Genomic DNA, 13,221 nt, shown 5'->3' on the forward strand with positions numbered 1-13,221 from the left:
GCAACAACCCTTGCTGCAAAACCCCTAAGCACACTGCATTTTAAGTTTTAAACATCACATCTTTATTTTTATAGAGGAATTCTGCTCATGGCACATTTAGTTGAAACAATGGCATTCACAGGTCAAACCCCTTGGCATGGCTTGGGGAATCAACTCACACCCAATCAACCCATTGAAGTTTGGGCGCAACAAGCAGGTATGGACTGGCGTATTGAATCCTCTGATGTCAGTTACATGGCGAAAAACCAACGCGGACAAAACATCATCTTACCTTTTGAAGAACAACGAGTGCTGTATCGTTCTGATACCCATGCACCTTTATCGGTGGTCAGTCAACGCTTTCAAGAAGTACAACCCAAAGACATCTTAGAGTTCTATCGTGATCTAACTGAACAATCAGGCTTTGAGTTGGAAACTGCGGGGGTACTCAAAGGTGGGAAGAAATTCTGGGCATTAGCCAAAACTGGACAGACCTCAGCACTGAAAGGTAAAGATGTCAGCAATGGCTACATTCTTTTAGCGACGGCGTGTGATGGCACTCTTGCTACAACAGCCCAATTCACGTCTATTCGGGTGGTGTGTAATAACACCTTGGCCATTGCACTCAAAGCACAAAACGCTGGATCGAACAACACAGGTGTGGTCAAAGTCCCGCACAGTACTCGTTTCGATGCGGAAAAAGTTAAACAGCAATTGGGCATTTCAGTCCGAGCATGGGATGAACACATGTATGAAATGAAGCAGCTCAGTCAACGTAAAGTAACGCAACAAGAAGCAGCTGCTTACTTTGATGCGGTATTTAACAATACTAATCTGAGTATCGCTGAACAGGATGAAAGCATTATTCAGTTTTATCGAAATGTAGCCATACCGAATCAAACAAACTCATCAAAAGCCGACAACAAAACTGAACCCAATGGACGTGCCATGTCAAAAGTCATGACTATGTTTAACGGACATGGACGAGGTGCAGAACTCAGTTCAGCCAAAGACACCGCTTATGGTTTGTTATGCTCAATCACGGAATTCGTCGATCACGAAAGACGTGCCATGAGCACCGATCATCGCCTCGATTCAGCATGGTTCGGAGCAGGGGCTGCGATTAAACAACGTGGCTTAGAACAAGCACTCAGAATGATGGCATAAATTCAGTTTCAGTTAAGCAAGCTATATTAGCCTAAGCAATAACACCCTTCGCCACATTCCTCAGATGTGGCTTTTTTTATGCCTGAAATTTAGCTTTTACGATTTTATTCATACAGGAATATTCATAATGAATAGTAATACTCAAATTCAAAATACTTTAAACCATCTACCCTTATTGCCTTATGTACCTCAGCTTAATCCAACCCCACCTACCCAACAGGTCGAAGTAGGCACCCGAAGCAAACGTCATTCATCCAATCCAGCTCAAACTAAACAACCACGCAAAAGCAGAACACCTGTTGCTAAACGCTTAGCTAACACCAAGCAACTCAATTACCAGCAATGGCTTGAAGTCAGAAAGCAAGGCATTGGCAGCAGTGATGCTGCAACGGCCTGCGGACTGAATCCCTATATGTCGATGCTCGAACTCTGGATGATTAAGACAGGACGCATGCAACAAAACATTGAAGATGAAAGTGCAGGCTATGCACCGTTGTATTGGGGGAAACAGCTTGAACCTTTGGTGGCTGAATACTACAGCATGCATACCAACCATAAAGTCCGTCGAGTTAATGCCGTGCTACAACATCCTGATGAAGACAAACACTTTATGTTGGCGAATTTGGATTATGCCGTAGTCGGTAGCGATGAAGTGCAGATTCTAGAATGTAAAACCGTAGGGGAATATGGTGCAAAGCTTTGGCGGGATGGTGTACCACTGTATGTACTGTGCCAAGTACAGCACCAACTGGCGGTAACAGGCAAACAAGCGGCACATATCTGTGCCTTGATCTGTGGACATGAAACCAAAATCTATAAAGTGACAAGAAATGAAACCGTGATCCAGCACATCATCAATGCTGAACGTCACTTCTGGCAATGTGTGGAATCAGGTATTCCACCGAGTGTCGATGCTTCGGATTCCGCTGCTAGAGCCTTACAACAACTTTATCCAGAGCAGATACCTCTGACCGTAGAAGACCTCAGCCAAAATGAACAGGCTAACTATCTCTTTAATCAATTACTTGAGGAGCGGCACAAAGTTGAACAACACCAACAGTATTTCGATGAATTAAAACATCAAATACAAATGATGATGAAAGATGCAGAACGTGCTGTGTTTACAGGTGGCTCAGTGACATGGAGGAAGTCACAAGACTCTATCAGCTTAGACACTAAGGCTTTATTGAAACAATACCCTGAATACCTCCAGCAGTTCCCACAAACTAAAGTGGGTACACGGCGTTTTCAGATTTATCCGAATGGTGGATAACTCATTCTTTATCCACAATGTAAAAGTCAAAAATAAGGAAAGCATGACCAGTAGTATTAAAGTCATTCATTTGAAAGCACGGTTAAAACCGTGCTTTTATATTTCAACATCTCGTCTCAATAGACCACACAAACAACTAGCTCAGATTAAGAAACCCTACGTCCTCTAGGAACGTAGGGTTTTTTTATGGCTTAACTTTTAAACTCCATAGAGGATACATTATGATCAAAGGTCTCGCAATTACACCACCCGTACTAGGTCGTATCAGTATTGGCAAGGTCGTGGAAAAGAATGGTAAGCGTGTCCCTGAAAAAGATGATCAATTTACCATTACCAGTCAAATTCAAGGGAAAGATGGATGGTTCAAGCACCCATTAGATGAACAACTACGAGCCAAAGCACCGAACCAAAAACTCAGAAGCATTCCAGTGCGTATGATCTTTAACGATCCTGAACTAAATTTAAGGGCAGAGTACAGTCTGTTTGACCGACAAACTGGACGATTAATCTGCTCAGGCAATGGTGAAACCTGTCAGCGACTTGGACAAAATGGCATTGAACAACATCCATGTCCATCACCTGATTTATGTCCGTTGGCTCAAGGTGGACTATGTAAACCTTATGGCAGACTTTACGTCAATCTCGATGAATCGGATGAATTCGGTACATTCATCTTTAGAACCACAGGTTTTAATAGTATTCGAACTTTGGCAGCACGATTACGTTATTACAGCTCGGCTTCAGGTGACTTGCTTTCATGTTTACCATTGCAACTAATGCTAAGAGGCAAGAGTACCACTCAAAGCTACCGTACCCAGATCTACTACGTGGATTTAACCTTAAGGGATGGCACAAACCTGAAAGATGCGATTAGTTCAGCCAATCAGATCGATGAACAAAGCAAGGCAGTAGGATTTTATCAGGAGGCGTTGGACCATGTGGCACGGCAGGGTTATGGCAATGCCAGCTTTGAGGTGGGAGGTGAAGAGGGGCTGGATATTGTTGAGGAATTTTATACAGATGAATCAAGACCAGAACAGTCTCAACAAACACATGACCTGAGCCATGTGCAGGATATTCAGAAAGGCTTGCAGCAGTCGGTGCAGGCTTTGAATTGAAATGAATTTAATTAGAAAAGAGTACTCGTACTCTTTTTTTTTTGCAGATTTTGGTCTATAGATAAGAAGATATTCACTTCTAGAATATCTAAGAGATGGATTTACTTTAATAACGCTTTTTAGTATTTTGTTAGCAAATCAGAAGTATGTCCATCGTTATGCGTTCAAGTAGGTTGTCTAAGCTTATACTCGCATTTATCCTGTTCTTGTTTACGATAACAATTACGGGAGTTCATGCGTGGGCACCTGTTTTACTTGAAAATATTGAACACCAACATGAATTAAGTATTGTTGTGGAAGATGATGCATCTAGTCATTGGTCTTTGCAGCACTCAAAGGATTCTCCCAGAAGTACTGCTGATCATGAGGCAGAAGTACATAGTTGGAAGAATTTTGATGAGCCAATCTACCATCACTCGGTGAAGCCTATTTCTTCTGATAGTGATCTAAGCATAGACCCTGTGTTTATTCTAAGTTTTATCACTGCTCTTATTTTTCTGTTCTTAAAGTTATCTGAACATCAGATTCGGGTATTTGACTTTAGAAAAAGAATATTTATTTTACGTAATTCTTATACCTATACAAAAGCTCTTATTGTTCTAAGAAATTGATTTTTCTATACAAAAAATAATTCTTCATTTTTTTGTATAGGTAAAGTCATGTCTAAAATTTATCAGCTATTTCTTAGCTGTGGTTTTGTAGTAACGGCAGCAAACGCATTTGCGGAAACGAATTATGCTGAACTACAAAAGCAGGTAATCGCAAGTGATGCTGTACTCAATAGCTTACAGCAGTCCGAGCAAGCTTATGAAATAAATCAAAAGTTTGCTGGTAGATTAAATAATCCGACTTTCAATGTGGAGTTGGATAATCTCGGTAATTCTAAACTGAAGGATTTGGATGGCCCAACAACCTTGTTGGGACTGTCACAAGAGATTCCTCTCAGTAATAAACTTTCCTTGAGAAAACAGATTGCGAGTTTTCAAGGTGATCGTAATGAGTTCGAAATAGCAAAACGTCAGGCTGAACTCAAAGCAGATTTAAGAATCTGTATGGCGAACTGGTATGTAGCTACTCGGCGTGCTGAAATTTATTCTTCTGAGAGTAAATTGAATGCCAGACAAGCTAACGTTCTTTCCGAACGGCTTAAGTACGGGCGAGTAATTCCTTCCGATGCTCAACTAAGCATAGCACTTTCATCTGAATCGAAATTGCGCCATCAAAATGAAGTGAAGAAGATTCAGTTCCAGAAAAATCTGTGCTCTAAGTTCACTTCCAACCTGCCAAGTAATGCATTGGAGGTTCCGTTAAGCTTTAATTTCACAAACAAAATAAGTTTGTCTGAGCAAGAAGCAACACTGAATTCGAAGCTGAAAAAGACTCAGTTTGAACTGGCCCGTAAAGAAGCAATACCAGATATTACTTTGGGAGTAGGGGTTAGGAACTACCAAGAAACCAATGACAAAGTCTTCCAAGTTTCAACGTCAATACCTCTCAATGTCTTTAATCGAAATAAGGGCAATATTGCGATTGCTCAAGCAGAGCATACGAAAGCAGAAACACAGTCTGTGCTTGTGAGTCGTAACTCTAAAATTGAATTGGAAAACAAATCAATTGAGGTTTCAAATTTAATTGATGCGATTAAGCAATATGATCAAACCGTTTTGCCCGCAACAAATGAAAGCCTGCGAATTGCAGAGATGGGTTACCAAGCAGGGAAAAACTCTTTACTTGAGTTCAATAACATCAAGCAAATTTGGCTAGACAAACATCTTGCTCGATTCGATTTGTGGTTGGCTTTGCAGACAGAAATTGCAGAAGTCGAGCGCAACTACATTACTCATTTAGATCAAGAATAAGGGCAAGAATATGAATAAACAAACCAATACATTGATTGCAACTGGTGTCGTTGCCTTACTTATCGTCTTATGTGCTATTGCTTGGTATAAAACCGGAAATAAGACACAAGCGAGTGGACATGGTGAGGTCGCCGAAGAAAAAGTAGCTGTAGCTGGAGATGAGAAAGGACCACATGGTGGTCGTTTGTATCGAGATGGAGATTTCTCTGCTGAGGTTAAGATATTTGAAGAAGGAGTGGAACCACACCTACGTGTTTATGGGTATTTGAAAGACAAGCCACTTAAACCTGAAGACTTAAAAGCGAATATTTACATTAAGCGTTTAGATGCTGAGCAGAATATTCAATTTAAACCAGAGAGTGATTACTTGATTGGAAATGAAATTGTCTATGAGCCACATTCGTTTCTAATGGTTGTAAATGTCGATTATCAAGGAAAAAAACATACTTGGAAGTGGGATACGAAAGAAGGTCGTGTCACCATGTTAGACAGTAGTATTAAGAGCAGTGGTTTAGAGCTTTTAAAAGTTGAACCAATGATGTTTGAAAATGCTTTGGAACTGAAAGGTGAATTGAAGTTTCCTGATAATTTTGAAAGCCTTGTTGCACCAAAAGCCAGTGGAACACTGATAAAAACCTACCGTAATATTGGGGATAAAGTAAGTCAAGGAGACTTACTTGCTGTTGTCCAAAGCCAAGATTTAATTCGTTTTAATGCGGATCGTAAAGTTGCTTTGGATACTCTACGGTTTGCTCGCCAAAAAATGGAACAAGAACGAGCATTATGGCAAAAGCGTGTATCACCTGAGATTGATTATATTTCTGCAAAGAGAGATTTTGATGCTGCTCAAACTCGTGCAAATGAGTTGAATAACTTAATAAGCTCTTATGGCGGTTCAGGTAATGGAACAGTTGAAGTTCGTGCAGCAATGTCAGGAACAATATTAGAAATCCTTGGTGCTGTTGGATCTAATGTAAGCTCTTCAACCCCTATTTTTAAAATCGCAAATACTTCGCAACTCTTGGCGGTAGTAAATGTTCCTGCTGACAAGCTTAATGCTATAAACCCTACAAACAGAGTCAAAGTTAAACCTCAAAGTCCGACAGGCACAGAAGAGGCATTGGGCAAGATCAAATATATTAGTGATGTCATCGATACTAAGACACGTACAGCGCAAGTATTTATTGAGATACCAAATCAGTTTAAGTGGCGTTCTGGACAGTTAATTACGGCTCAAATATTTGAAAATCAAAGTCAAAAGCCAATGGTTGTACGTGAAGATGCGTTACAGAATTTCCGTGATTGGGACGTGGTATTCATTCGTGTTGGTAACGATTTTGAAGCTCGACCTCTGGAGCTTGGCGATAAATACAATGGGTATGTGGAAGTTAAATCTGGATTACGAATAGGACAGGTTTATGCCGCAGGAAATTCATATCTTTTAAAAGCAGAGCTAGGTAAATCTGGCGCTACTCATGACCATTAAGGGGAGTAGCGAATATGTTTGATCAGATTGTTAAACTCTCGATTAAGAATCGTTGGCTTGTACTCATCGTATTCCTATTTGTCGGTGCATTGGGGGCTTATAACTATTTTAAGCTACCAATTGATGCTGTTCCCGATATTACGAATGTACAAGTTCAGATTAATAGTGAAGCTCAAGGACTCTCTCCAATGGAGATGGAGTCTCAGGTGACTTATCCTATTGAAACGGCTTTGGCTGGTATTCCAAATTTAGACTATACCCGATCAGTCTCTCGTTATGGCCTGTCACAAGTGACGGCAATTTTCAAAGAAGGGACGGATATTTATTTTGCCCGACAATTAGTGAATGAGAAGCTACAAGGGGTGACACCAAATCTTCCCGTTGGAATTGCAACTTCTATGGGGCCTGTTTCTACAGGACTTGGCGAAATCTTCATGTATACCGTTGAAAATGCCAAGAACAATCCTAATCCACTTTCACCAACGGAATTACGCACCTTACAAGACTGGGTGATTAAACCTCAACTTCGAAATGTAGAGGGTGTTAATGAAATCAATACCATTGGTGGTTATCTCAAACAATTTGTAGTTCAACCTGATTATGCTTATTTACGTAGCATAGGGCTGGATCAGAAGGCGATTTTAGAGGCTATCTCTAAGAACAGCATGAATAAAGGCTCGGGGTATATTGAGAAAAATGGTGAACAGTATTTGATTCGTTCTGATTCTCAAATTAACTCAATTGAGCAAATCCAGAATATCCCGATTACGACGAGCAATGGTTATATCCTCAGATTGAAAGATGTTGCCAAAATATCTATTGGTCACGAATTACGTACAGGTGCCGCAACTAAAGATGGGCAAGAAATTGTACTGGGTACAGCATTCATGCTTATCGGTGAGAACTCACGAAATGTTGCTCATGCTGTTGATCAAAAACTACAGCAAGTTCAAAAATCATTACCAGAAGGTGTAGAAGCAAAAGCGGTCTATAACCGTACAACTTTGGTTGATGCAACGATACAGACGGTGAAAAAGAATCTTTTAGAAGGTGCGATTCTAGTAATCGTTGTTCTGTTTGTATTTCTTGGTCATTTCCGTGCTGCGCTGATTACAGCTCTAGTTATTCCATTATCCATGCTGATGACAATCACAGGTATGGTGAACCAAAAAATTAGTGCAAACCTTATGAGTCTTGGGGCACTAGATTTCGGGATTATTGTAGATGGTGCTGTTGTAATTGTTGAGGCTTCCTTAGCAAAGTTGGCAATTAAACAAAAAGAGCTTGGGCGAGTTTTAACAAGGCAAGAACGCTTTACGACTGTGTTTGAGGCGACTAAAGAATCCCGCAAAGCGATTCTCTATGGTCAATTGATCATTATCTTGGTGTATCTACCTGTAATGACTTTGACTGGTGTTGAAGGAAAGATGTTTACACCAATGGCTGCAACAGTGGTTATGGCTTTAGTGGCAGCAATGATACTTTCAATTACGTTTGTCCCTGCAATGGTGGCATTGGTCACTACCGGTGAAATTAAAGAAGAAGAGTCAAAAATCGTTCATGGTATCAAAAGGTTTTATAACCCAATTTTAGATTGGTCTTTAAATCACAGATATTTGCTAATTGCTTTTGTCTCTATTTTCTTTGTTTTTAGTGCAAGTCTTTCGACTCGTTTAGGTTCAGAGTTTATACCTTCCTTGGATGAGGGAGATGTGGCACTACATGCTTTGCGTATCCCTGGCACGTCGTTGACTCAAGCAATTGAAATGCAATACACGTTAGAAAAAGAGATTAAGAAAATTCCAGAAGTTCAGACTATTTTTGCCAAAGTAGGGACTGCTGAAATTGCGACTGATCCTGTTCCACCTAACGTTGCAGATAACTTTGTCATGCTGAAACCTCGTAGTCAGTGGCCTAATCCTGATAAGGAAAAGTCTGCGGTTGTTGCTGAAATTGAACGCGTATCTAAAGGCGTATATGGAAACAATTATGAGTTTACACAGCCGATTCAAATGCGTTTTAACGAACTTATTTCAGGTGTCAGAACCGATGTTGCCGTAAAAATTTATGGTGATGATTTGGAACAGTTACTTGAATCAGCAAACGCTGCCGCTAAGATTTTAGAGGGAGTCAATGGTACTGCTGATCTTAAAGTCGAACAGATGTCTGGTTTACCCATGGTTTCTGTTGAGCTGAAAAAAGACATGATTGCCAACTATGGGCTTGATGCAGAGGATGTGCAAAAACAGGTTTCTAGTCTAATTACAGGCGAGACAGCAGGTAAGGTGTTTGAAGGAGATCGAAAGTTCGACATTGTGGTACGCATGGACCAAAACTCGGTAACAGACCTAGAGAAGCTTTATCAGATTCCTGTGAGTTTAGCTGATGGTTCGAGTGTTCTTTTATCAGAATTGATCGAGTTAAAAAATGTTCAAGGACCAAACCAGATTTCTCGCGAAAATGGTAAACGTCGTATCGTCATTACAGCAAATGTTCGTGGAACTGATATTGGTAGTTACATTTCAGAAGCACAATCTAAGCTGACTGCTGATTTTAAATTACCAGATGGTTATTGGCTGACTTGGGGCGGTACGTTTGAGCAAATGGAATCTGCTTCAAATCGTCTTATGGTTGTAGTACCGATTGCTTTAATTCTGATCTTTGCCATGATCTATATGGCTTTAGGTAATGTTAGAAACAGTATCTTGGTATTCACAGGTGTGCCATTTGCACTAACAGGTGGTGTGATTGCTTTAGCACTACGTGATATCCCATTCTCCATTTCTGCGGCTGTGGGTTTCATTGCCTTATCGGGTGTTGCTGTGCTGAATGGTTTGGTTCTTGTTTCAGCCATTCAGCGACTTAGAGTTCAAGGTGAAAGTGTCATTGATGCAGTGAAACATGGTGCAATGGAAAGACTCCGTCCCGTGTTGATTACAGCTTTGGTCGCTTCATTAGGTTTTATTCCGATGGCCTTAAACGTAGGCATTGGCTCTGAAGTTCAGCGCCCAATTGCAACTGTCGTTATTGGTGGGATTATTTCATCAACCTTACTGACTTTGATTATTTTGCCAACCTTATATGTGTGGTTTAACCAAGGTAGGTCAAGAAAATCAAACGATGCTGCTGAACAGGTTGTTTAGGGGCATCTTTAATGACAAATATATTGCGAGATAAACAAAGCAAATTTGTGATGATGTGGCTAGTCTGCATGATCAGTCTCGCTTTATGTTTGCACTTTAATGAGCATGTAACTGTAAATGAATTTCAGAGACACGTTTCAATTGATGCAATTCACTCTCACCATCATGAGATAAGTCAACAACATTCACATAGTCACCAAGATAATTACTATGAACATTTTGTTGGCTATGACGCACTTAAATCGACCGCTTTAGCCCATCTCTTAAAGGGGATATCGATTCTAGATTGGTCAAAAGAATATGTTTATCTGATGGTGAGTCGTATTTTTAAACCGCCCAAAAAGTTAATGGATTTTCAATTCATTTTAAATTTTGGAGTTTGATATACATGCAAATTATTGCTTCACATATTGTGAAATTAAGTGCTTACATAAAGCTATTACTTGCTTTATTCATCATATTGGTAAGTCCTACACTTTTTGCTCATGGAGTAGCAGAAGGTGATAAGGGCTATATTCAAGAAATTTATGGCGTTCATGTCATTCCATTCATCTATTTGGGTGCGAAGCATATGGTCACTGGATATGACCATTTACTATTTCTTGTTGGCATTATCTTCTTCTTATACCGAATGAAAGATATCGGCTTGTACGTCAGCCTATTTGCACTTGGGCATTCGATTACGATGCTGGTGGGTGTTTATTACAATATCTCGATAAACGCCTACATCATTGATGCAATCATAGGTTTTTCAATAATTTATAAGGCTCTTGATAACTTAGGGGCTTATCAGCGTTGGTTTGGTTTTCAACCAAACACGAAAATCGCGACTTTAATTTTTGGTCTGATTCATGGTTTTGGACTCGCAGTAAAAATTCAGGAATATGAAGTTCCGAGTGATGGACTGTTGGCAAATTTAATCTCATTCAATATTGGGGTTGAACTAGGTCAGTTTATGGCTCTGTGCATCATCTTGTTATTATTGACGTTTTGGAGAAAGACACCTTATTTCTTTAAAACAGCCTATCAAAGCAATGTCTTCCTCATGTTCCTCGGTTTTTTACTTGTTGGCTATCAACTTACTGGCTTCATTACTCAATAAGGATCTAAATTATGTATAACGCTGAAATTCCAAAAGATATCGAATTGCCTTCTTCAAAAAAGTTAATTAAATCAACAGCAATTGCTGCCGTAAGTGCCGTTGTTGTGTTAGTTACTTGTGTCATGCCTGCGGAGTATGCAATTGATCCGACAGGTATGGGTAAAGTGCTTGGTTTAACGAAAATGGGTGAAATTAAACAATCTCTGGCTGAAGAGTCAGAGAATGGTATTAATTTTCAACAGGTAGTGAATAACTCTGATTTAGTTGCCAAAGAAATTTCGACTGAAGTAGCGACTGAGAATGATCAAATGATTATGCCTGCTATTAATAAAGAGAGCATTAGTATTGAGCTTAAACCGGGCCAAGCTACTGAAGTGAAACTGACGATGCCACAAAGTGCAAGTGTCAACTTTGATTGGAAAGCTGTAGGAGGTGGTCTTAACTATGATACCCATGGTGATCCTGTGAACGCTCCTAAAGGGTTCTATCATGGCTATGGAAAAGGAAAGAATGAAACAACTCAGCAGGGTGTCTTAAAGGCAGCTTTTGATGGCAAACATGGTTGGTTCTGGCGTAACCGTACGGAAAAGCCAGTGACTGTAACTCTACTTGTAGAAGGGCAGTTTAGTGAAATGAAGAAAGTCTTTTAAGTTTTGATCGATCTCCTTGGAATAATATTCCAAGGAGATTCAATTGCTAAAGAAGTCAGGTTCTAAAAGGAATCCATAAGATGCTAGAAGTACTAAAAAACACAATATATCGGCATTTGTTTTTGGCTCAAGTAATAGCACTAATCGGAACGGGGTTAATCACAATTGCCCTAGCTTTACAGGCATACGATATTGCAAAGGGGGAGGCAGCTCAAGTTCTCGGTATTGCATTGGCAATTAAAATGATTGCTTATATCGGTTTAGCACCTATAGCATCTGCATTTGCTGAGAGATTACCAAGAAAACAAGTATTGGTTGGACTAGATGTTATTCGAGCATTAACAGCATTGTGTCTACCGTTTGTGACGCAAATTTGGCAAATTTATATTCTCATTTTTATTTTGCAATCTGCTTCTGCTGCATTTACACCAACATTTCAGGCAATGATTCCAGATGTTCTTCCTGAAGAAAAAGACTATACCAATGCATTATCATTGTCTCGATTAGCCTATGATTTAGAAAATATCATCAGTCCAATGATGGCAGCATTTTTATTAACCCTGATGAGCTATCACAATCTGTTTTTGGGAACAGTATTAGGTTTTATCGGTTCTGCTCTATTTGTAGTGAGTGCAAAACTGCCAGTTGCAAAAGTACCTGAGTTTAGAGGCGTTTATAGTCGTATTAAGCAGGGAGCTAAAATTTATTTTAATACGCCAAGACTTAAAGCATTACTTGCTCTAAATCTAGCAATTGCTTCAGCGAGTGCTGTTGTGATTATAAACACCGTGGTATTGGTTCAATCGACATTTAAACTTACTGAAAATGCGACAACTTGGGCATTTGGTTTATTTGGGTTAGGTTCTATGCTTTCAGCGTTCATCTTACCTAAGATATTGGATAAGTTTTCAGATCGAACAGTGATGTTGACGGGAACGACAATTCTTGTAATTGGGTTATTCATTGGTTCTTTGATTGCATCTTATAATGGTTTGTTAGCACTTTGGTTTGTGCTTGGTATTGGATATTCAGTTTCACAGACTCCTACAGGTCGTTTGATTCGCAAGTCTGCATCGAGTGAGAATAGGGCTTCTCTATTCGCAGCCCAATTTGCGTTTTCACATGCTTGCTGGTTAGTGACTTATCCTTTAGTGGGGTGGCTCAGTACTAACATAGGAACATTACAAACATTTATACCTATGGCAGTGATTGCAACTATTTCTTTATTACTTGCAATGCGTCAGTGGCCATCCAAGGATGAGGCTCATTTACCACACAGCCATGATGATTTACCACCAGATCATGAACATGTGATTCAGCATCAAATCAATGGTGTGCATGTGCATGAATATGTGATTGATGACTACCATCAAAAATGGCCTAAATAATTCTTTTCGACTAATAGATTAGAAAAGCATCGTTTGTTTGTTGTACAATTTAAAAC

Annotated in this window: 11 protein-coding genes; all 11 read left to right on the forward strand. The window is 39.8% G+C overall.

Annotated elements, in window-relative coordinates; translation table 11 throughout:
- The first annotated feature begins 87 nt into the window (after positions 1–87).
- The 11 genes from IRT38_RS05925 to IRT38_RS05975 all read left to right on the forward strand — a co-directional run bounded on the left by IRT38_RS05925 (position 88) and on the right by IRT38_RS05975 (position 13,165).
- A complete protein-coding gene (locus tag IRT38_RS05925) occupies positions 88–1,146 on the forward strand; it encodes a DUF932 domain-containing protein (protein WP_075696205.1) in 1,059 nt (352 codons plus the stop codon).
- A gap of 127 nt (positions 1,147–1,273) precedes the next feature.
- On the forward strand, positions 1,274–2,419 hold the full coding sequence (locus tag IRT38_RS05930; protein ID WP_194597188.1) for a YqaJ viral recombinase family protein: 1,146 nt from the start codon (positions 1,274–1,276) through the stop codon (positions 2,417–2,419).
- A gap of 221 nt (positions 2,420–2,640) precedes the next feature.
- Positions 2,641–3,537, forward strand: a complete 897-nt coding sequence (locus IRT38_RS05935; protein WP_194597189.1) for a hydrolase or metal-binding protein — start codon at positions 2,641–2,643, stop codon at positions 3,535–3,537.
- 158 nt (positions 3,538–3,695) lie between these two features.
- Positions 3,696–4,148, forward strand: coding sequence for a hypothetical protein (locus IRT38_RS05940; protein ID WP_087548250.1), 453 nt, complete (start codon positions 3,696–3,698; stop codon positions 4,146–4,148).
- A 48-nt stretch (positions 4,149–4,196) separates the two neighbouring features.
- Positions 4,197–5,396: a TolC family protein gene (locus IRT38_RS05945; RefSeq protein ID WP_194597190.1), complete on the forward strand. Its 1,200-nt coding sequence runs from the start codon at positions 4,197–4,199 to the stop codon at positions 5,394–5,396.
- A 10-nt stretch (positions 5,397–5,406) separates the two neighbouring features.
- Entirely contained in the window at positions 5,407–6,882 is a 1,476-nt protein-coding gene (locus tag IRT38_RS05950; protein WP_194597191.1) for an efflux RND transporter periplasmic adaptor subunit, read from the forward strand.
- A gap of 14 nt (positions 6,883–6,896) precedes the next feature.
- The gene (locus tag IRT38_RS05955) at positions 6,897–10,025 is read left to right on the forward strand and encodes an efflux RND transporter permease subunit (RefSeq protein ID WP_004885564.1); all 3,129 of its coding nucleotides are present in this window, start codon (positions 6,897–6,899) and stop codon (positions 10,023–10,025) included.
- Between the two features lie 11 nt (positions 10,026–10,036).
- A complete protein-coding gene (locus IRT38_RS05960) occupies positions 10,037–10,408 on the forward strand; it encodes a hypothetical protein (RefSeq protein ID WP_004885566.1) in 372 nt (123 codons plus the stop codon).
- A 5-nt stretch (positions 10,409–10,413) separates the two neighbouring features.
- On the forward strand, positions 10,414–11,127 hold the full coding sequence (locus IRT38_RS05965) for a HupE/UreJ family protein (protein WP_194597192.1): 714 nt from the start codon (positions 10,414–10,416) through the stop codon (positions 11,125–11,127).
- Positions 11,128–11,138: 11 nt separating this feature from the next.
- Positions 11,139–11,777 carry a transmembrane anchor protein gene (locus IRT38_RS05970; protein ID WP_194597193.1) on the forward strand — a complete coding sequence of 213 codons (639 nt, stop codon included), beginning with the start codon at positions 11,139–11,141 and terminating at the stop codon, positions 11,775–11,777.
- A gap of 80 nt (positions 11,778–11,857) precedes the next feature.
- Positions 11,858–13,165, forward strand: coding sequence for an MFS transporter (locus tag IRT38_RS05975; RefSeq protein WP_194597194.1), 1,308 nt, complete (start codon positions 11,858–11,860; stop codon positions 13,163–13,165).
- Positions 13,166–13,221 lie beyond the last annotated feature (56 nt).

Source organism: Acinetobacter sp. SK-43 (assembly GCF_015351505.1).
In the GTDB taxonomy this organism is placed as follows: domain Bacteria; phylum Pseudomonadota; class Gammaproteobacteria; order Pseudomonadales; family Moraxellaceae; genus Acinetobacter; species Acinetobacter junii.

What these genes read in the sequence shown, in the direction of transcription:
- IRT38_RS05945 (WP_194597190.1), top strand. Translation starts at nt 4,197, where the DNA reads ATGTCTAAAATTTATCAGCTATTTCTTAGCTGTGGTTTTGTAGTAACG.
- IRT38_RS05935 (WP_194597189.1), top strand. Translation starts at nt 2,641, where the DNA reads ATGATCAAAGGTCTCGCAATTACACCACCCGTACTAGGTCGTATCAGT.
- IRT38_RS05955 (WP_004885564.1), top strand. Translation starts at nt 6,897, where the DNA reads ATGTTTGATCAGATTGTTAAACTCTCGATTAAGAATCGTTGGCTTGTA.
- IRT38_RS05960 (WP_004885566.1), top strand. Translation starts at nt 10,037, where the DNA reads ATGACAAATATATTGCGAGATAAACAAAGCAAATTTGTGATGATGTGG.
- IRT38_RS05930 (WP_194597188.1), top strand. Translation starts at nt 1,274, where the DNA reads ATGAATAGTAATACTCAAATTCAAAATACTTTAAACCATCTACCCTTA.
- IRT38_RS05940 (WP_087548250.1), top strand. Translation starts at nt 3,696, where the DNA reads ATGCGTTCAAGTAGGTTGTCTAAGCTTATACTCGCATTTATCCTGTTC.
- IRT38_RS05950 (WP_194597191.1), top strand. Translation starts at nt 5,407, where the DNA reads ATGAATAAACAAACCAATACATTGATTGCAACTGGTGTCGTTGCCTTA.
- IRT38_RS05965 (WP_194597192.1), top strand. Translation starts at nt 10,414, where the DNA reads ATGCAAATTATTGCTTCACATATTGTGAAATTAAGTGCTTACATAAAG.
- IRT38_RS05970 (WP_194597193.1), top strand. Translation starts at nt 11,139, where the DNA reads ATGTATAACGCTGAAATTCCAAAAGATATCGAATTGCCTTCTTCAAAA.
- IRT38_RS05925 (WP_075696205.1), top strand. Translation starts at nt 88, where the DNA reads ATGGCACATTTAGTTGAAACAATGGCATTCACAGGTCAAACCCCTTGG.
- IRT38_RS05975 (WP_194597194.1), top strand. Translation starts at nt 11,858, where the DNA reads ATGCTAGAAGTACTAAAAAACACAATATATCGGCATTTGTTTTTGGCT.